Annotated in this window: 24 protein-coding genes; 5 read left to right on the forward strand and 19 right to left on the reverse strand. The window is 41.5% G+C overall.

The annotated features are described in order from the left end of the window. Positions 1–86: 86 nt before the first annotated feature. Together rpmF and EDD68_RS01170 are read right to left on the reverse strand one after the other, a co-directional pair. Entirely contained in the window at positions 87–260 is a 174-nt protein-coding gene (gene rpmF, locus EDD68_RS01165) for a 50S ribosomal protein L32 (RefSeq protein ID WP_132370293.1), read from the reverse strand. A 36-nt stretch (positions 261–296) separates the two neighbouring features. Beyond that, positions 297–818, reverse strand: coding sequence for a YceD family protein (locus EDD68_RS01170; RefSeq protein WP_132370295.1), 522 nt, complete (start codon positions 816–818; stop codon positions 297–299). A gap of 234 nt (positions 819–1,052) precedes the next feature. Between EDD68_RS01170 and EDD68_RS01175 the strand changes: the two genes are divergently transcribed. Next, positions 1,053–2,279 carry a nucleotidyltransferase gene (locus EDD68_RS01175; protein ID WP_132370297.1) on the forward strand — a complete coding sequence of 409 codons (1,227 nt, stop codon included), beginning with the start codon at positions 1,053–1,055 and terminating at the stop codon, positions 2,277–2,279. An 86-nt stretch (positions 2,280–2,365) separates the two neighbouring features. Here EDD68_RS01175 and EDD68_RS01180 read toward each other — a convergent pair whose 3' ends face one another. Then, a complete protein-coding gene (locus EDD68_RS01180; protein ID WP_132370299.1) occupies positions 2,366–3,394 on the reverse strand; it encodes a SepM family pheromone-processing serine protease in 1,029 nt (342 codons plus the stop codon). Beyond that, positions 3,381–4,178, reverse strand: a complete 798-nt coding sequence (locus EDD68_RS01185; RefSeq protein WP_132370301.1) for a patatin-like phospholipase family protein — start codon at positions 4,176–4,178, stop codon at positions 3,381–3,383. The genes EDD68_RS01180 and EDD68_RS01185 overlap by 14 nt, the downstream gene beginning before the upstream one ends. Positions 4,179–4,349: 171 nt before the next feature. On the opposite strand from EDD68_RS01185, the gene ylbJ reads away from it, so the two are divergent. Beyond that, a complete protein-coding gene (gene ylbJ, locus EDD68_RS01190; RefSeq protein ID WP_207902524.1) occupies positions 4,350–5,567 on the forward strand; it encodes a sporulation integral membrane protein YlbJ in 1,218 nt (405 codons plus the stop codon). 105 nt (positions 5,568–5,672) lie between these two features. Here the strand turns inward: ylbJ and coaD are convergent, their stop codons facing one another. The 3 genes from coaD to EDD68_RS01205 all read right to left on the reverse strand — a co-directional run bounded on the left by coaD (position 5,673) and on the right by EDD68_RS01205 (position 8,537). Beyond that, entirely contained in the window at positions 5,673–6,152 is a 480-nt protein-coding gene (gene coaD / locus EDD68_RS01195; RefSeq protein ID WP_132370303.1) for a pantetheine-phosphate adenylyltransferase, read from the reverse strand. 59 nt (positions 6,153–6,211) lie between these two features. Further along, positions 6,212–6,778 (reverse strand): 16S rRNA (guanine(966)-N(2))-methyltransferase RsmD, encoded by a 567-nt coding sequence (gene rsmD / locus EDD68_RS01200; protein WP_132370305.1) that lies wholly within the window; start codon positions 6,776–6,778, stop codon positions 6,212–6,214. Between the two features lie 331 nt (positions 6,779–7,109). Further along, positions 7,110–8,537 (reverse strand): hypothetical protein, encoded by a 1,428-nt coding sequence (locus EDD68_RS01205; RefSeq protein WP_132370307.1) that lies wholly within the window; start codon positions 8,535–8,537, stop codon positions 7,110–7,112. A gap of 112 nt (positions 8,538–8,649) precedes the next feature. Here EDD68_RS01205 and EDD68_RS01210 point away from each other — a divergent pair, with 112 nt between their 5' ends. After that, positions 8,650–9,039 (forward strand): DUF7147 family protein, encoded by a 390-nt coding sequence (locus tag EDD68_RS01210; RefSeq protein WP_132370309.1) that lies wholly within the window; start codon positions 8,650–8,652, stop codon positions 9,037–9,039. A 69-nt stretch (positions 9,040–9,108) separates the two neighbouring features. On the opposite strand, the gene EDD68_RS01215 is transcribed toward EDD68_RS01210, so the two are convergent. The 6 genes from EDD68_RS01215 to EDD68_RS01245 all read right to left on the reverse strand — a co-directional run bounded on the left by EDD68_RS01215 (position 9,109) and on the right by EDD68_RS01245 (position 12,781). Beyond that, positions 9,109–9,393 carry a YlbG family protein gene (locus EDD68_RS01215; RefSeq protein ID WP_132370311.1) on the reverse strand — a complete coding sequence of 95 codons (285 nt, stop codon included), beginning with the start codon at positions 9,391–9,393 and terminating at the stop codon, positions 9,109–9,111. Positions 9,394–9,849: 456 nt separating this feature from the next. Further along, entirely contained in the window at positions 9,850–10,287 is a 438-nt protein-coding gene (locus EDD68_RS01225) for a YlbF/YmcA family competence regulator (RefSeq protein WP_132370313.1), read from the reverse strand. A gap of 60 nt (positions 10,288–10,347) precedes the next feature. Next, on the reverse strand, positions 10,348–10,581 hold the full coding sequence (locus tag EDD68_RS01230; protein WP_132370315.1) for a YlbE-like family protein: 234 nt from the start codon (positions 10,579–10,581) through the stop codon (positions 10,348–10,350). Between the two features lie 11 nt (positions 10,582–10,592). Beyond that, positions 10,593–11,030, reverse strand: coding sequence for a spore coat protein YlbD (gene ylbD, locus EDD68_RS01235; protein WP_132370317.1), 438 nt, complete (start codon positions 11,028–11,030; stop codon positions 10,593–10,595). 76 nt (positions 11,031–11,106) lie between these two features. Then, positions 11,107–12,156, reverse strand: a complete 1,050-nt coding sequence (locus EDD68_RS01240; protein ID WP_132370319.1) for a CAP domain-containing protein — start codon at positions 12,154–12,156, stop codon at positions 11,107–11,109. A 175-nt stretch (positions 12,157–12,331) separates the two neighbouring features. Beyond that, the gene (locus EDD68_RS01245; protein WP_132370321.1) at positions 12,332–12,781 is read right to left on the reverse strand and encodes a CBS domain-containing protein; all 450 of its coding nucleotides are present in this window, start codon (positions 12,779–12,781) and stop codon (positions 12,332–12,334) included. A gap of 177 nt (positions 12,782–12,958) precedes the next feature. Between EDD68_RS01245 and EDD68_RS01250 the strand changes: the two genes are divergently transcribed. Together EDD68_RS01250 and ytvI are read left to right on the forward strand one after the other, a co-directional pair. Continuing rightward, on the forward strand, positions 12,959–13,327 hold the full coding sequence (locus EDD68_RS01250; RefSeq protein WP_132370323.1) for a YugN family protein: 369 nt from the start codon (positions 12,959–12,961) through the stop codon (positions 13,325–13,327). Between the two features lie 219 nt (positions 13,328–13,546). Continuing rightward, positions 13,547–14,605, forward strand: coding sequence for a sporulation integral membrane protein YtvI (gene ytvI / locus EDD68_RS01255; RefSeq protein ID WP_132370325.1), 1,059 nt, complete (start codon positions 13,547–13,549; stop codon positions 14,603–14,605). A 182-nt stretch (positions 14,606–14,787) separates the two neighbouring features. Here ytvI and EDD68_RS01260 read toward each other — a convergent pair whose 3' ends face one another. From EDD68_RS01260 to ctaD, 6 genes are all read right to left on the reverse strand, one after another. Continuing rightward, positions 14,788–15,297: a GNAT family N-acetyltransferase gene (locus tag EDD68_RS01260; protein WP_132370327.1), complete on the reverse strand. Its 510-nt coding sequence runs from the start codon at positions 15,295–15,297 to the stop codon at positions 14,788–14,790. 30 nt (positions 15,298–15,327) lie between these two features. Further along, positions 15,328–15,783, reverse strand: coding sequence for a DUF420 domain-containing protein (locus tag EDD68_RS01265; RefSeq protein WP_132370329.1), 456 nt, complete (start codon positions 15,781–15,783; stop codon positions 15,328–15,330). A 101-nt stretch (positions 15,784–15,884) separates the two neighbouring features. After that, on the reverse strand, positions 15,885–16,778 hold the full coding sequence (gene ctaG, locus EDD68_RS01270; RefSeq protein ID WP_132370330.1) for a cytochrome c oxidase assembly factor CtaG: 894 nt from the start codon (positions 16,776–16,778) through the stop codon (positions 15,885–15,887). A 159-nt stretch (positions 16,779–16,937) separates the two neighbouring features. Beyond that, positions 16,938–17,258, reverse strand: coding sequence for a cytochrome c oxidase subunit IVB (ctaF, locus tag EDD68_RS01275; RefSeq protein ID WP_132370332.1), 321 nt, complete (start codon positions 17,256–17,258; stop codon positions 16,938–16,940). 3 nt (positions 17,259–17,261) lie between these two features. Further along, positions 17,262–17,891 carry a cytochrome (ubi)quinol oxidase subunit III gene (locus EDD68_RS01280; RefSeq protein ID WP_132370334.1) on the reverse strand — a complete coding sequence of 210 codons (630 nt, stop codon included), beginning with the start codon at positions 17,889–17,891 and terminating at the stop codon, positions 17,262–17,264. Further along, positions 17,888–19,750, reverse strand: a complete 1,863-nt coding sequence (gene ctaD / locus EDD68_RS01285) for a cytochrome c oxidase subunit I (RefSeq protein ID WP_132370336.1) — start codon at positions 19,748–19,750, stop codon at positions 17,888–17,890. The genes EDD68_RS01280 and ctaD overlap by 4 nt, the downstream gene beginning before the upstream one ends. Positions 19,751–19,754: the final 4 nt, after the last annotated feature.

Below are 19,754 nucleotides of genomic sequence, written 5' to 3' on the forward strand. Positions count from 1 at the left end.
AGGGGGTGGGCACAGGAGCTCGATATTCCTGTCTACACCTGGTTCTAAAAAACCCTTGCTTATACAGCAAGGGTTCATGAATCACTTTATTTTTCTACCACTTGTTTCCCATTATAATGTCCGCAGTTTTTGCAAACATGGTGTGGTTTTGTATATTCACCGCAATTTGGGCATTCTACCATACCTGGCATGTGAAGCTTCTTATGGGTGCGGCGCTGACGCTTAACTTTTTTTGAAGTTCTTCTAAAAGGTACTGCCATGTATTACACCTCCCTGGATACCATCTGTACCATAACTTATTTATCATTTTGATCAAAAAACTGTTGCAACTTTGCAAGTCTCGGATCTACTTTTCCTGCATTCTCTTCTGTTTCTGGCTCTTCTTCAGTCAGTTGCCAGCCTTTCCCCTCAAAAGGGGTCTGGCTCTCCTGATCAGTATCATCTGCGAAAACTTGCAAAGGAACTTCCAATAAAACATTTTCCTTGATATATGGCGTTAAGTCAAGAACTTCCCCATCAATTTTATGAACCTCTTCTTTTTCATCATCCGAGTAAGGCGAAGTCGTAAACACTTCAAATGCATCAATGGAAAATGGATAATGGACATCAGCCAGCGTGCGGGCGCAGGGTAAAATCATTTCACCTCTAATAGTAAATGACACGGTAATCTGATCGCCCCTTATATTTGCTTCTCCCTTTACATGAACAGGAGGAAGCTTTTTTATGTCATTATTCAGGTTTTCCAGCTCGGAAAGATCGACAACCTCTTCAAAACGAAAAGGAGACTGTCTTTTCAGCTGCATAAGCGGGAATTTCATTTCAATCACCCCAAGACAACAAAAGTAATTTTAAAAGGAAAAAGTAGTTTTGTCAATATTTTTTCTTAACACTACTAGTGTGTCCAATAAACAGCAAAAATTCCTGCGTTCAACCATCTTTTTTTACTCTATATCCATTGAACTGATTTTGCAAATATATCACACAGACCTTGACTTTTTATCCATCTTCCTGCTCAATAAAAGAAAAGATCCTATTTCTAAGGAGCGCTTTACATGAATGCATGTGGAGTCATCGTCGAATACAATCCATTTCATAACGGTCATGTCCATCACCTGGAAGAATCACGAAAAAAAACAGAAAAAGATTGCCTGATTGCTGTGATGAGCGGGAATTTTCTTCAAAGGGGAGAACCGGCCATCATCGATAAATGGCACCGGGCGGAAGCAGCATTAAAAACCGGTATAGACATCGCTGTTGAACTGCCGTATGCCTATGCTGTTCAGCATGCCGATCTGTTCGCAAAAGGAGCTGTGCTCACACTGCATGCTCTGAAAGTGGACACGATTTGTTTTGGAAGTGAAAAAGGGGAAATCAGTCCTTTTCTGAAGGCCTATGAACAGTATCATAAGAACCAGGATTTGTTTCAGGAAGAATTGAAAAGAGGGTTGTCCCGTGGTCTCTCTTTCCCTGAAGCCAGCCGTCTCGCTTATCAAACCATTAATCTGACAACAAATGGACTCGATCTGTCCCAGCCCAATAATATCCTCGGCTTCAGCTATGTGAAGACAATACTCGATTTCAATACTGGCATTCGTCCGGAAACGATCCAGCGCACCAAAAGCGGATATCATGACGAAGAAATCCATCATCGAATTGCCAGTGCCACAAGCATACGAAAAGAAATTGTTTCCGGTCAAATGCTGACGGAGAAAGCAAAAGAAACCATTCCCGCAGCAACCGTTGAGGCTTTGAACAACTATCAGAAAGAAACTGGCCTATGGCATCACTGGGAATTATATTTCCCTTATCTACAGCATGTCGTTCTTACCCGCAGCTTAACAGAACTAAAAGAGGTCCATGGTGTGGAAGAAGGTCTTGAATATCGACTAAAAAAAACAGTCGAACGCTCAAAGTCTTTTCAGGAGTGGATGGAAAAGCTGAAAACCAGGCGCTACACCTGGACAAGGTTACAACGTATGTTTGTGCATCTATTAACGAACACGAAAACAGCGGATTTGAAGCCTATTCATCAGCAATCATCTGTTCCATACGTCCGAATACTGGGTATGACCGAAAAGGGAAGACATTACTTAAATCAGGTCAAGAGAGAGATGGAAGTGCCTCTCATTTCCCGCATTCAGGAATACGAACACCCCGTACTGGAGATGGAAGAACGGGCCGTCCACAGTTATTATCTGGCCATTCCTGCAGAAAAAAGGGAGCGATTTTTCAGACGGGAAATTCAGCCTCCGGTTATATTATCCCGTACACAGGGATAAATGAGAATGTCAAAAACCAGTCATGTTCAACCACGTCATGACTGGTTTTGCATTCCTGAAATACGGCGCCGGGACATGCCCGTTGTTCATGATGACTTCGGTTCCAGCCCTTCAAGGTAATGTAACGCATCGCTAAAAGAATCTACAGGAACAATTTTCATCTCCGTATTGATTTCCTCTGCAGCCTTCAAGGCTTCCTCATAATTTGATCCTTCTCTACCATTTTCATTTGGAGCAAAGAAAATATCCATTCCTTTTCTGTGGGCAGCCACTACTTTTTTATCAATTCCACCGATTCTTAGCACTTCTCCTTCATACGTTATCTCACCTGTGCCGGCAACATGATATCCTTTTGTTAAATCTCCTTCGGTAAGCTGATCGTAAATCTCCAGACTGAACATCAGCCCGGCACTTGGCCCGCCTATATTTCCACTGTGAAAATTAACAGGGGGATCAACTTCAACTTCCCGATCCGTCACAAGGGTGATCCCCATTCCGATTTTATCCGGCATATGAGGAAATGAAGCCAGAGAAACGGTTTTAGTCAGTTCGACTCCGTCCCGGACAATGGTCAGATCTACAGTCTCCCCTTCTTCTTTCCCTTCCACATAATCGATCAGTTCACTGGTCTGCTCAACCTTCATACCATCCACTGAAATGATTTGATCTCCTATTTGCAGAACATCCTTTGCAGGCATGTCATCCATGACACTTAGGATAAACACACCTTTGTATTCAATCTCAATTGATTTATTAGCTGCTTCATAGGCTACAACGGTAGCCGCTTCTTGAGAAGATTCCATCAGATGCAGCTGGGTTTGAAAATATTCTTCATGGCTGATTCCTTCCGGACGAACTTGATCAATCGGATAAATATCGTAATGAGGACGAATCTTTGCCCACAGATAATATGCAGGAGTAGCAGGACCTCCCCGAACCGTCACAAGGTGCATATTCCCTTCGCTCTCATATCCCCCTTCGACTTCCACTACTGGATCCAGGGCTGAAGCATCGCCGGGCTGATAAACATAATAAGGCAATTTATAATAGGTCATAAAAATGACGATGGCGATCATAATGGCCGTAGAAATGATATATCGCTTATTCCTGAACATGATTTTTCTCCTTCCACTTCTGTATTGCTTTTTTCATTGGGTCCACGTGTTTTTCGGCTTCTTTTTCACCTTCGCGAATGATTTCTTCAATGTTTGTAAAGGCCGTGGAACTGTACTGGGACAGTTTGGGAAGCATAACTACATCCGCATCCATCACGGTTTTTTGCACCAGTTCACCCTGCATGATGTCAATGCTTTGCATAATCACATCATATATGGATGAAACGTTTGTATTTTTATAAAAATGGGCGCAATCCACAGCAAACACAAGATCAGCCCCCATTTCTCTGACCACTGTCGCAGGAACCCTGTCAATGACCCCTCCATCGACAAGAAGACGATTTCCATATTTTTCAGGAATAAAAATGCCTGGAACGGAAATGCTGGCCCGGACGGCATCTGCAGCATCCCCTTGTTGAAAAACAACTTTTTCCCCTGTATATAAATCGGTTGTCACCACAGCAACGGGTATGTGAAAATCCTCCAAACTCTTGCCAAATGTAAAAAAACGTATATATTCTTTGATTCGATTTCCCTGAATCAGTCCCATTTTGGGCACCGTGATATCGAGAAAATATTTTCGGCGAAAAATTTTAGCCAGACGATATAAATTATCGACCGTTTGTCCGGCACCATATAATGAACCGATCAGTGCTCCCATACTGCTTCCGGCAATATAGTCAACAGGGATTTGGTGTTCGTGCAGAATTTTTAGAACCCCAATATGGGAAAAACCTTTCGCTCCACCCGACCCCAGGGCAAGGCCAATTTTTGGTCGATTCACTAGAGCATTCCCCTTCCAGGTGTTTTTATTATTTCTATGCATATCAAGATCAATGATGCGCGTATAGTGATAAAAGAGAAACGTTGTCCAACATCTATATATTCCCATTTTACACCGATTCTACATAAACGTACAGTAAGAGTTACCGTTGGCTGGCGGGAGGACAAGTTGATGAAATCCTTTCTGAAGTCCCTAATGATGGCATTAAGCGCATTCGTTCTGGCTGTTTCCTTGATTCAATACCCTGATCAATCCCTGGAAGCATCGATCAGGGGGTTAAATTTATGGTTAGAGATTGTTTTTCCTTCTTTGCTCCCTTTTTTTATCACAGCGGAACTGCTCATTGCATTTGGGGTTGTGAAATTTTTAGGAATCCTTTTCGAACCGCTCATGCGACCGTTGTTTAATGTTCCCGGGGCAGGAAGCTTTGTCTGGGCTATGGGAATGGCAAGTGGATATCCTTCTGGTGCAAAATTAACAGCACGTCTCCGTCAAGAAAACCATCTTACCCGTATTGAAGCGGAACGCCTGGCATCTTTTACAAATGCCTCTAACCCCCTGTTTATCATCGGAGCCGTTTCTGTAGGTTTTTTTCACGATCCCGAATTGGGGATGTTGCTTGCCGTTTCCCATTATCTGGGGAATTTTTTAGTAGGAATTTGCATGCGTTTTTATGGCAGAAAAACAAATCTCCGAAAAAGTCAGCCTGCAGAGACCTTCTCCATCACAAAAGCGTTCAAAGCCTTGCATGATACCAGATTAGAAGATCAGCGGCCTCTCGGAAAAATTCTCGGGGATGCCGTCCTGTCATCGCTGCAGACCCTGTTGATGATCGGCGGATTTATCATTATATTTTCCGTAATCAATAAGCTCATGTTTCTAATCGGTATAACTCCTTTGATTTCAAAAGGCATTAATCTACTTTTGTCTATGATCCATATACCTGAAAGTTTATCGGTTCCCTTTTTGGCAGGCTTATTTGAAATAACGCTGGGAGCGCAGATGATGGCACAGACAGAAAATGTCGAGCTATTGAAGCAAGTGATTCTTGTCAGTTTTATTCTGGCGTTTAACGGTTTCTCTGTTCAGGCTCAAGTTGCCAGCATTCTGGCTGAAACAGATATTCGTTTTCTTCCATACTTTTTTGCACGAATTATACATGGCATTTTTGCGGGTTTTTTAACCGTTTTATTATTTGAACCTCTTTATGTAAACAGAGTCAAAACGAATCTTCACGAGCTTCCGGTTAATGGACTGCCCGATGCCGGGTCATTCTGGTTTAATGTTTTGAAATTCTGTTCCCATTATGGGCCAATGATTACGATCATAACTATCACTGTGGGGGTTTTCATTCTGATGAGCCGAACAGCTAGACACCCAAAAGCCTAACTTTCTTGATCACGTTTACAGCGGTTTCTGGGCTGTACCAGCATATATCTCAACATAGTAAAAAAGGTGTACCGACTGACGGAAAACATCGGACACCTTTTCTGATTACTTGAATTTCTGCTGCAGCGCCCTGGATACAGGTTCAGGGACAAGATCTGATACATCTGCTTTATATTTGGCAACTTCTTTAACAATACTGGAACTTAAAAAAGAATACTGGTTATTCGTCATGATAAAAAAGGTTTCGATCTCTTCATTTAGCTTTCTGTTCATGGATGTAATCTGCATTTCATATTCGAAATCACTTACGGCTCGAAGCCCCCTCAGAATCGCTTTTGCATTTTTATCTCTTGCATAATCCATCAGCAAACCTGCACAGGAATCAATGGAAACATTGGGAATATCTTTTGTCGTCTCTTTAAGCAATTCCACCCGTTCTTCCACTGAAAATAAAGGCGATTTGGAACTGTTTTGAAAAACAGCTACGATCACATGATCAAAAACCTTTGCCCCCCTTTGAATAATATCCAGGTGCCCATAGGTAACCGGGTCAAAACTTCCCGGACATATTGCAAGATTTCCCACAACAATGAACCCCTTTCCTTATCGTATGCCCTGTTTAAACTTTCTTATCGTTCTTCAGTTTACCTAAACGATTCCAAAAGTCTGTAAAGAGTAATACCTGTAGTTTTTCCATATATTTCGGATTTAAAAGCCGCTAATTTTCCAAACTCTTCCGGCAACTGTTCATCAGCTGTATGTTCACAGATGATGATGCTTTCAGAATGGATGAGGGTATGGTTTAAAATGGCCTCAAACAAAGCGGTGTATGAACATTTCTCATATGGCGGATCCAGAAAAATATAATCGAACATTAGTCCTCGTTTCGATGCAGCCTTTAATGCCCGAAAAGCATCCGTTTTATACACTTCGGCCTGGTCCTGTATATGTAAATTTCGAATGTTTTCGTATATTGTCTGGATGGCCCTGGGATGACGATCCACAAAGATGGTTCGTTCAGCTCCGCGGCTTAAAGCCTCAATTCCAAGGTTCCCGCTCCCGGCGAACAGGTCCAGCACCAAGCCGCCATCAAGAAACGGGCCAATGATCTGAAACATCGCTTCTTTTACTTTATCTGCGGTTGGCCGAGTCATTCGACTGGGAACCGGCTTGATCTGTCTGCCCTTCAACGTACCAGAAATAACGCGCATTGGATTCACCCCGGTTGTTCTTTTCGTCCTATATCCTATCACAAAATGACGAAAAAAGAAAAAATGGATGTATAAGAACCGTAAAACTGTCCACAATGATAAATGAGGACAGGTTAAATAGCCTGTTCTTGAAGCGGAGAAGGCTTACGTTTCCCCATAAGTTCTTCCTCCGGTTTCTCCTCTCCCTTTTTACTCCTTATTTGACTTCGGTTGAATAAGGAGAGCCTGCAGATTACATCTGCAGGCGTTTTTTTTGGAAGAAAGATGATTTTCCAGCACAGAAGACCGCAACGTAATTGTCCCCTAATCTTTGCTTCGATCCGATCGCCTCCTAATTATCTGAAATCGTAAATAGAAGACGACCTTCTGACTCTTTAATCCCGATCTGAAAAACCTGTTTGAGTCCTGGCTCGGAAATATAAATATCACCATTCAGCGCAAGAACTATATCTCCTATATCTCCGGTGATCCCGAAATTTTCCTCATTTTTTACATATGACTGTTTGTTTACATACAGACGGTAGCTATTCCCCTGGTATTGGATGACAAACTCTTCCCGATTTTCAAAAGCGTACAATTTCATATCCAGCATCCTGGCTAAGGCCCCCAGGGGGTAGTAGCGGGTTTTGTGATAGATGATCGGTTTCCAGTCCAGCTGCTGGAGCTCTCCATTTACATATAGATTTTGCTCGCTTATGACGTAAAATGGATTTACAGTCGGTTGATCAGGATGATTCACTTGAAAAAAAGGAACGCGATTTCCTTTTACCTGACTGATGGTAGATGTCACAGCTTCAGTCAGAGACTGATCTCTATCTGCACGAAACAGTAATTCCATCCATGCCTGCATTTCTTCCTCAGTCAAAGAATCCCTGAGCTCCTGAATCATTTTCTTTTCGAATGCTGTTTGTCCCTGTTCCTTAAAAATCGCTGCTGCCGTAACGCTGGCAATCCATCCATCATCGTTTGCAGACGGAAAAGCTGACAGTAGTTCATGTTCCATTAACAACGATTGTAAATGGCCTGGTTTAAGATCCTTTACAAAAACGAATGTATCATCCACCTTCTCCGGCAGTTCCGGATCAAAAACAATCGTTACAGGCTCTGAAAAACGTTTGTACGCTGCTTGATTGAGTACATCTTTGAGATCAAAATCTCGAATGGAGAATACAAGTAAATTATCACCTTCATATAAATAAGGGAACCGATTTGGCACACGCACGAGTTTTATTCCGCCTATATCAGCTTCTTTCCATGCATAAAAATGGACAAAATCCTTCTCAACCTTATTGAATGATTGCCCCTGGGCGAACCATAAAAACTTTTCACGCTTGGGAATAGACAAAAAAACGTCCATAACAGGTTCCTCTTGTTCCGTCTTCAGAGCGATCAGCCAGTTTTGTAAGGTTAAAAATTCTTCGCTGTCATCCACTGACATTTGATAGGTAAATTCAACTGTCTGCTCCTGTCCGGCTGACAATATCTGGTTTTTGATCTGACAGCTACGATCTTCATTATGTCTACAGAGCAGGTTTTTCGCTTTTTCAGGAACATGTAGGTGATATTGATTCTTTCTTAAAGAGTCAAAGGTCTGTGTTATATGCAATCCATCCTGTTTGATTTCTAAATCAACCATGACGGTTAACGGCTGTTCATGCGCCCTGTTAACATCACCCCGAGCATACAGGGACCACTGATAGGAAAGTAATATTCCTGTTGTAATCAGTAATGCAACCAATAACATCCAGATGTTCTTCATCTTTCATCGCTCCATTTTCTAGCTGTTCATTGTTCATGTGTGCAAGTTGTTCACAAATGTCCCTTCCCATGCTAAAGTAACAGGGGAGACATAACGATTGAGGTGAATGGATATGATACAGCGTTTTATCGAACTGGGTGAAGGGTATTCCGATCTCTATGAATTATTGATCATCGGCAAAACCATGAAAGACCGGGTCGAACACTGTCTGGCCTTTCATACGATAAAAAATGACACGAGCCGGACATCTGTTGCTCTTGTCATGAAACCGACAGATCCCGGAGATTTTCAGCCGATTTATATTTGTCGGGAAGGAATCCCTTACCCTGAGGAAAAAGCAAGCAAACGTTATGAACTGTTTAAAGAACTTGCTGAAGAATTAAACAAACCCATTATTGACATGGCTGTGAAACCTTCTACTTACTTCGGAGAAAAAGATTTATTTTACCAGCATTTAATAGGTATTTTAAGAATGAATCACCTGATTCCGCCACTTCATTGATGGATGGCATAAAAGCAGGGGCTGAAACCGATCAGCCCCTGCACATTTTTAAACTGCACGAATGTTTGTCTAAGAATGAAAGAAGCCATATTTGTAATCATATTCCTTTGCCTGATCTGGCCTTGAGTTTTTGTAATTCTGGTTGACATAAGGCTTATATGATGGTTCCACTCTGGTCACAAAGGGCAATGATTGGAGTTTTTCAGCAAGACTTTCTGCTTCATCCTGATTGACATACATCACTACATATTTTAATTTTTTAGAACTATATATAATATGACCGTATCGACGGATTTTCCGAAGATATTTCAAATGCCTGAGCCAGACGATTAATCCCTGTCTCTTTGTCCACATGTTTCGTTCCCCACTTACCTTTTTTTATTTTGACTTTAGTTTAGCAGACATCCAGATTTCCATCAATTTTATTTTGACTTTCAATGATTAAGGGGGGGTCTTATGAATGAAGTAGAAAGGGCCTGGGTTTGCTTTTGGACAACCTGAAATCAAGTTCTTTAATCAGGGATGTTGGTCAAAAAGATGATGCAGGTACTCCTTTTATATACTTGAAAAAAGCCCCGGAAGTCCATCAACGATATGCGATGGAACGATTGTTGATCCGTTCAGCAATGAGGGCAATGAAAGGAAAACGTCTTACCCTCTCCATCCGATTGGTAAGAGAAGATAAGACGTGTCTGGTGTACTCTATACGTTTTCTCGTCCCTCGAACAAAAATGTTCTGCTGTGGAAATCAGTGCCCTGACTGCATTCGCTTTGACAGGTAATTGTTTTTTCTGAGATGGCAGCATCCCATCAGGATGCACATCCACAGGAACCCCCGCTCCCACAACCGCATCCTGAATCGGCAAAGAGCAAGCCTTCTTTTGGCACCTTAATATGGGGACTGACCGTATGAGCTACAAGAGAACTGATATCATCAAGCATCAACTGTAGCTCACGCTCTGCTTTTTTAAATGCTGCAACTGAATCATGGAGGTCCATCTCTCTTTTAATGGTGCGTACATTTTTCATAATCTCATTATAGTCAGGATGATAGCGTCCAAACCGCTGCACATCCTCATATTGATCCTTTATTTTTTGAAAAGCTGCAATCCGCTTTTGTGCTTCTTCGTCTTCTTCTAATCTTTTTCTGGCCTGCTGGTAGTTTTTCATCGGTTCAGAATGAAGAATCATTTTCCCGATTTCTTCAGCATAATCCAGCAGTTCAACAATTTCCATTGTGGCAATCAAGTGACCACCTCCATTATTTCCATCATATCAAATTCATTGAAAAAATGAAACGAGCAGCACTTATTGTTTCATCACCTGTCCCAGTGATAACAGCATATTGAGCATGGAAAGCTGCTGATTGATTTGTTCGACCCTCTGGGAAAATGTTCTGCCATAAAAAACCTTTGCATACGATTCCATCTGGTTGATATATGCCGGATGACGACTGAGCAAACGATACCATTGTGGATTCATTCTTACATAGCGAAGCAATTCTGGATTCCTTAAAAGATAGATATATACCGAACGTTCCATGTTAACCTCACCTAATCATTCCCGTAAAAAAAGGGATTTTCAGGCCGTTCCTGCCGCTGGAAGGGCGGAAATGGCCTTTGTCTCTGGAAAGGAGGAGGAGCCTGTGAAAAAGGAGAATGGCCCTTTTGTTTTTGGAACTGACTCATGATGGACTGAACATTGTTTAATGCCCCGCTAATTTGTTCAATGTTTTTTTGTACTTTATCAAGATCCATATTTTCAAGCATATTAAAAAGTTTCTGAAGTCCTTCCTGTTTTCCCTGAGATTTCCCCCTTGTTCCGGGCTTTTCTTTAAATCGATCCCAGTAGGGGTCGTCTTCACCATAGTACATCCAGCGGTCAAAGTATGGCTGCCAACTTTCTTTATTTTCCCGGACATGTCTGATCAGCTCCGGATGTTGCTGAATAAATTGTTTAAATTCCTGTACTTTGGGATGAAGCTTTGTCATCTTCTTCACCTCACCTACACACGTTTCTATGTTAAAATATGACACCGGTTCAAAGGATGTGCATAGGTAGCCAGTTTCATGGGATCACCAGCTTTTGTAAAAAGTTTTGAGTATAATAATCCCGATAAACGCCTACTCCTAAATGAGTATAATCTGGATTTAACATCGCCTTTCTGTGCCCTTCACTGTTCATCCACCCTTCCATCACTGCCGGAGCATCCTGATATTGTGCTGCAATATTTTCACCTGCTGATAAATAGGAAATTTCCCCCTTTTCCAGACGCTCTTTCAAACCATCTCCACCTAAGGTAAAATGGGAAAAATATTTATTTTTTGCCATATCCATACTATGGTAATACGCAACCTCTGACACTTGTGAATCCCATTCTAATTCCCGCAGACCGTGCCTTTTACGTATGACATTGGTAATATCAAATATTTGTCGTTCTCTGGCCTTCTCAATGGTTCTCCATTCATCATCGTCGAGATCCGGGATGGATGGTAGTTCTCCAAAATAGGTCATCTCATATGATTGATGCCGAATCAGGACATCGCCAGTCAAAAGTCTCACAGACGATATACGGCTGGTAAACTGATCAACATACAGCTGCATAAACGTTCCTGCATTCAACTGGATGAGCGGTCTTGTTTCCACATCTTCTTCAGATAATTTGAATTCGTATTGATTTCTTCCGCTGGTATACACCGGTTGTTCGGACAGAGGAAATCGATCCACCACTTTTTCATAAGGATCCCCTATTGAAACAGGGTCAATGGAGATATTTGGACCAGTAGCATAAATAGTCACGACCTGTTGATTCTCAATCCCGAATTGTATATATTGATCCTCATACGGATACACCCACCATGTATATCCATATGGTGTCGGTGCTTTATAAACAGGTTGTCCAAATTCCTGGATTAAGGCATTTGACGATTGGTCCATCCATTCATATAGGCTTCCCTCAATAAAATAAAGGGGCCAGAGCGGTTTATCTTCTATGTGATGCTGATGATGATCGGCATTTTTTTGAGTGAGTTTGACAGGTGAACGGATATTCATGTTCGCCCAGATGAAAGAAAGCATTACAGAAGACAGTAAAAAAAATATTCCCCACTTCCTCATGACACTCTTCTCCCTCTTAAGGCTTGTACTACTATCTATATAAGCATATTCAGAAAAATATGAACAACGATATCGATAGGTTTCAGCCCCAGCGTATTAAATGCACGCATACTGGAGTGCCCCTTTAATAAAAAGAACAGAGTGTCCTGTTCTACGGACACCCTGTTATCGGTCCTTACATCGGCCGCTCTTGATTCAATCTGTCCCCTTTACGCTCTGAAATTTCACCAAGTGCAACACCTGCTGCATGATCTGAGGCTTCATCCTGTGAGAGATCTCCCAATGAAACAATACCTACGAGCTTGCCGTTTTCAACAACGGGCAGCCGGCGAATTTGCTTATCAGCCATGATCTGACTGGCTTCCTGAAGGGATGTTTCAGGAGATACCGAGTTTAGTTCATCGCTCATCACTTCCGTTATAGGTGCAGAACCAGATTTTTTATTCGCATATCCACGGAGAACAAGGTCACGATCCGTGACAGCGCCCATCAAATGTTGTTCATCATCTACGATTGGAATGAACCCGACGTTCAGATCATGCATTTTTTTCGCCGCTTCGTAAATGTTGTCATTTGTACTTACAGTTGCAACATCCTTTGTCATAATCTCTCTTACAGACTTCATATCCAGGCCTCCCAACAAAATTTTGAATGGATAATCCATTCTTTATATTATTGTGTCCATTTTGTTACATAATTTACTCAAAAGATGAATTTATCCCGAATGAGAATTGATTCTTCGTTTAATTCATACTATTATGGTTTTAGACTACATATAGAAAACATGGTGAGGTGAAAATACATGCGAATTGAAGGAACAGGACTTGAAGATGCAGTGGTCGAACTGAAAGCCTTAGATCACATCATGAAAAGTAATGGTTTTGTCCGGGCATCTCAATGGGATTATGAACGTGTGACCTATGATTTTAAAATTGACACACCCGCTAAAAACGAAACCATATATGTTCGTGTCCAGGGATACGCAACTGAAGGGGATGTTGACAGTGGAGATGCGGTTATTAAGCTAATTACTCCATTGATCGGCAGACATTACTACCCACATGGTGTTGAGTATGGTGAGGAAGAAAAATTTGCTTCTAATATTCTGGATAAAGCAAAAAAGCTGTTAAGCCGGGTAAAAGAGTCTGTTGACCGCCTGAAAACGGAATAACTTCTCTTTATATGTTACTTAACACCTGATGAAAGTTACCCCTTGCGAATTCGTAAGGGGTTTTCTCATAACATCAGAACAGGCAAGGATCTCAGGAAAAACATGAAGTTTTCACAAAATCCCTGTTATTGCTCCTTTTTTAACTGTTCAAATCACGTTGTTCGTGCTATATTTTTCATAGACTGTATATTGTTATTGTGAAAGGAGTTTCTGCTGCAATTGTTTAAAAAAATTTCGAAAAAGCAATGGACAATCATTTCGATGATGTTATTGATCCTCATCATTAGTTATTTTATTCTTCCAGTATCTGTCCCATTTATTGTCGCCTACGTTACAGCATTACTTTTAAATCCTCTGGTGCGCTGGTTCAGCAGTCGTTTTAAATTCAGCAGAAAATTAAGTGTTACCATCGTGTTTTTATTGTTCCTGATTCTGATGACAATCTCAGGCCTTTATGTGACGACAAAAGCCGTTTCACAGCTGAATAAAATCGCGGAAAACACACCAGAATATATTAACAATGTCAGCAGTTTTGTCACCAACTGGCAGCAAAATTTTGATACGGTAACCAGGGATTTACCTCAGGATTTCATTGATGAGATTAACGATACCATTGAAGAGAGTTTTAATCGAGCCAAATCTTTTGTGACGAATGAATTAACGATTGACAATATTGCAGGGTTTGCGGCTAAAATACCGAATTATCTTGTCAGCATACTGGTCTATTTGATCGCGTTGTTTTTGTTTTTGCTGGAAATGCCAACCCTCCGACAAAAATTTTATAACTTTTTAACCGACGAAACAGCCGAGAAGGTCGGTTTTATGAGTGCCCGGCTTTCCTATGTCGTGTTTGGCTTTTTAAAAGCTCAATTTCTAGTCAGTTTAATTATTTTTGCTGTCTCTTTAATTGGTTTGTTATTTATTGCTCCCGATGTGGCAGTGATTATGTCTTTAATCATATGGTTGATTGATTTTATTCCGATTATCGGCTCCATTGTGATTCTGGCGCCCTGGTCTTTATATATGTATGTTATCGGAGACCCTGTAACGGGTACGAAATTAGCGGTACTAGCTATTATTCTTCTGGCCATCAGACGTACAGTGGAACCAAAAATTATGGGCCGGCACATGGGTCTTTCCCCGCTTGCCACTCTGATTGCCATGTACCTGGGTCTAAAATTAATCGGTATTTTCGGATTTATCCTGGGACCACTTTTAGTCATCGCATTCAATTCCGCCAAAGAGGCCGGCATAATCAAACTAAACTTCAAAGTCTAATAAACAAAAAAACGAGGCGCCCGTCTAGCCTCGAAAGACCCTGGAGGGTCTGCCGAAGAGACTCGATACTCTGAGTTGGCCCCGGGCGCTGGAGCTTTCGCCAGACCGGCACAACATTCATCATTCCTAAACAATGAAAAAGCTAACTCCCTGACAAAACTGGAGTTAGCTTTTTCATACATCTAGCAAAGGTTCCCTTTATACTTTTCATACATGTAAAACGGATCATCTTTCTGAACCATTTCAAAACCGTTCTTTTCAAGCACTTTCTGGGATGGTAGATTATTTTGATCAGTAACAGCTTTCATCATGTTTACCTTGTTCTGTGAAAATGCCCACTCACATATCGCCTTCAAAGCTTCAGATGCGTAGCCTCTGTTTCTTTTTTCTTCATTCACAAAATATCCGACTTCCACCCCACCATCCTTATCCGGCTTTCCTTTTAAGCCAATATCTCCAATGACGCAGCGGTTTTCATTAAAAATAACCCAGGGTCCAAATCCGATTCGATCCGGATCAGACTGAAGGTCTTCTGCATACAGGGGAAGCAACGATTTCAGTCCGTCATGTGGCCAACTGTGATGAATCGGGGCCTGATAGCGTTTAAAAAAAACCGGCGGATGATGGATTAAATTATATGCATCCGCCTTGGATATTGGAATTAATGTCAGCCTTTTCGTCATAATCTGCATTACAGGACTCCCGCCTTCTGTTTCAACTCACTAAAAGCCAAGGATGGCTTTAAATAAACTGGTCGTTTCTCCGTCTTCATACAGTACATATAAAAGCAGGTACACGACTACACCGGTTGAAGCGGTAAAAAACCAGATGACACTCGTTACAGGACCGACTTTGCGATGTTTCGGAATATTTCTTTTGAATGCAAGATATAACGTTACAAGTCCAAAAACGGCTCCGACTGTTGCCAAAAAAATATGGAAAATGAGAAAAGTTGTATAGTAAATTTTAATATCATCCGGTCCTCCAAAACTGGTATTGCCTACAAATAGAGTCCTTGACAAGTATATGATAAAAAACAGAAGGGCTGATACAGCCGCGGCCATCATCACATTTTTATGTGCCTTTTTGTTATCTTTTGCGATTAGGACCCAGCCAATTGCGACAAGCACGGCACTGATGACAATCAAACTTGTACTGATCGTTGGCAGTACTGGCATCATTTCCCCACCTCTTCCTTGTGTTTAGCACATACATCATCCCCCTGTTATCCGCCTGTAACAGGGGATGGGGATGATGCGTTATTTTGTTTAGTTGTATATTAAGATTGATTTGGAATTGGATCAATGGTTCGGTTCTCTTTTCTATACCAGTTGAAAAAAATATAGCCTAGAATAATTCCGTATATGATCTCCTGCAGAATTTTCATGATAATTCCACCGGCCTGCTGATCGTACAGTATTTTTATCCCAGTAAATAACTCAGGACCACTTAATGATAGACCCTGGAGTACTTCGACAGGAACACAAAGAGTTAATGCATCCACCCATGCCTGGACATCAGAATAAGTGGCATATAACGGGGTATCTGCAAATATAATTAATCCACAGGCAGGCGTGATTAATACACCGTTAGCAAAAATATAAAAGATTTTGTAAAGAGACTGTTGAATCTGCCTTTCCTTCAATGGTGAAAACAGCGGCCACCACATACAGAACGCCGCTATCAGAATAACGGTTGAAATCACTGCGTGAGCGACTTCATTGCCCTTAGAATAATCCAATACCGCTGGAATATGATAAATGGAAAATAACCCATTAAACAGAAAAATGGCTACCAGAGGCTTTGTGAATATATTCAGAAACACATTTATCCCCTTAGCCCTGAACACTCTTTCCCAGATCCATTTCGGGATTCCAAGAATGACAAAGATCGGGAAAACTAAATAGTAAAAGGCCATCTGAACCATATGGGCCATTAAAGAGATATGGGACATTAAATCAACTGGTGACCCTTTGATGACATATAGTAAAACCATAGAAGCGTAAAAAAAGATCTGTTGCGACCGATCGGGTGCAGGTGCGTCTTTTGAAAATTTATGACGATATGGCCCTGTGACGAAATAATAGAGCAGTGCCAGTGCCAAAATAAACAATAAATAATACGGACTCCAAAGTGCCCGAAAACCGAAGATTTCCAGCTTCCCTAAAAACATCTGATGTCACTCCAACTATAATTTGTTATCAAAATTATTATAACCGATTTGAAGCCCATTAACGATAAATCTGATCATCGTCATAAAATTGTCAGAAAGAATTTCGTTTAAACCAAAAGGCACTGAAAAAACCGGGGGTTAACCCCCGGTTTTTTTCATTTACCACCATACAATCGTCGTCAAAGCTAAGATCGTTAAGATCGCAGCAAATACCCCTGAATAGATCATCAATGCCGGCATTTCATGTCCTTTTTGATTCATATGCATGAAATAGTATAACTGGAAAAGAAACTGGACAGCTGCCAGGACAAGGATGACAGGAATCGTGAAGTATTTACTGAATCCCCCCGCTACAAGACCGAAAGCAATAATCGTAAAGATGATCATCATCGCAAAGGTAATAACCTGATACTTCATTTCTTCCTTATGCTTTTCTTTATAAAATGCATCCGTATGCGTGGAATTGGTGTTTTTGCTCATCATTTACGCCACCTTTCCCATCAAGTAAACGACTGTAAAGATGAATACCCAGACTACGTCAATAAAATGCCAGTACAGGCTGGCAACGTAAAACTTAGGGGCATTGTAAAGGTTAAGTCCCCGTCTGGCATTGCGGATCATCAACGTTAAAATCCAGGATAAGCCAAACACAACGTGGGCTCCATGAAACCCTACAAGTGTATAGAATGCTGATCCAAAGGCATGGGCAGTAAATGTATGTTCATAATGGTGAACATAATGATAAAACTCGTAAATTTCACAACCAAGGAATGCTGCACCTAGAAGAACGGTAACTCCCAGCCACAACTGCATTTTCTTAAAATCGTGATTTTTCATATGATACATCGCATATACACTGGTCAACGAACTTGTTAATAGAAGAACGGTCATGATAAACACAAGTTCGAGACCGAACAGCTCCGTTGTTGGAACTCCTTCTTCTGATCCGAATGAGTTCTTTAATGCAAGATACGTACCGAACAAGCTCGCAAATAGAACGGTTTCACCGCCGAGGAAAAACCAGAAACCTAAAAACTTATTCTTGCCTTCAAGGGTGGCTTTCTCGGGCTCGTGCGGCAAATTATCAGATCTCAACATTTCATCGTGTGTCATTTCACCCCAGCCCCCTCATCTTCTAAATCTTCTTTATGAATGTGGTAACCTAAATCATCTTTAATGGATCGCAAAAACATGGTTCCAAATGTAATGATAAAGCCAATGGCAGCAACAATCCACCAGGCCTTGTGATCAACTTGATAAATCACGCCAATTCCTGCAATAAACAGTCCAAGAGACATCATAAATGGCAGGAATGATGAATTCGGCATATGAATATCACCTAACGGTTCTGCAGGTATCATTTTACCGTTACCTTCCATTTTTTCGACCCAGAGTGGATCTAATCCGCGCACAAGCGGTGTTTGCTTAAAGTTATATTCAGGTGTCGGAGAAGGAACTGCCCATTCAAGGGTGCGTCCATCCCATGGGTCATGAGATACTTTTTCACCTTTAACAGTTGTCTTAATAATATTCCAGACAAACATCACTGCACCTACTGCCATCAATACAGCACCGATTGTACTAATTAAGTTACCCAGATCCAACCCCTGGTTAGGCAGGAATTTCCAGTAACGGCGTGGCATTCCCATCAGACCAAGGAAATGCTGAATAAAGAAGGTCAGATGGAACCCGATAAAGAAAATCCAGAATGTCCACTTGCCCAATTTTTCGTCAAGCATTGTGCCGAACATTCTTGGCCACCAGTAAGTTAATCCTGCAAGAACACCCAGCACTACCCCGCCAACAATGACGTAGTGAAAGTGTGCGACAACAAAATAACTGTCATGATATTGCAAATCAGCAGCAGCTGCAGCCAGCATAACCCCTGTCATACCTCCAACGGTAAATGACGGGATAAATCCAAGGGCGTATAACATCGGAGTGGTAATACGTATATTTCCGCCCCACATGGTTAAAAGCCAGTTAAAAATTTTAATACCGGTTGGTACAGCAATGGCCATCGTTGCAACAGCGAAAATCGAGTTAGCAATCGGTCCAAGGCCAACTGTAAACATATGGTGAGCCCATACCATGAAACCTAAAAATGCGATGAGCACCGTTGCAAATACCATGGAAGAATATCCGAACAGACGCTTTTTAGAGAATGTCGGTATGATCTCACTAAAGATTCCGAATGCCGGCAATACCAGAATGTATACTTCCGGATGACCGAAAATCCAGAACAAGTGCTCCCAGATGATTACGTTACCGCCCATCTCAGGTTTGAAGAAATTTGCACCGAACAAGCGGTCAAATATCATTTCAAATAGTCCCACAGTCAGTGGAGGGAATGCGAAAAGAATCAGGACACTTGCTACAAAAGTAGTCCAGGTAAATAACGGCATGCGCATATATGTCATCCCCGGAGCACGCATGTTAATAATGGTAACCAGGAAGTTAATTCCTGCCATTAATGTACCGAAACCGGAGATCTGCAATCCAACTGCATAAAAGTCAATCCCATGATGCGGCGAGAGAATGGAAAGAGGTGCATAAGCCGTCCATCCTGCATCTGGCGCTCCCCCTAAAAACCAGGATAGGTTTAATAAAATTCCACCAAATGCAAATAACCAGAATCCCAGAGCATTAATAAATGGGAATGCTACGTCACGAGCACCAATTTGTAATGGAACAACAGCGTTCATCAATGCAAATAATAACGGCATAGCCGCAAGGAAAATCATCGTTGTTCCATGCATGGTCATCACTTCATTGTAAAACTGAGCAGAAATAAACTCATTATCAGGGCTAATTAACTGAATTCGGATCAGCATAGCTTCAAGTCCGCCTAGCACAAAGAAGAAGCCCCCGCCGATTAAATATAAGACGGCGATTTTCTTATGGTCAACCGTGGTCAAATAATCCCACAGCACCGCACCAAAGCTACGCTTCTCAGCTGCATGAGTACTCACGCTA

The sequence above is a fragment of the Melghiribacillus thermohalophilus genome, assembly GCF_004342905.1.
Taxonomy (GTDB): Bacteria; Bacillota; Bacilli; order Bacillales; family Alkalibacillaceae; genus Melghiribacillus; species Melghiribacillus thermohalophilus.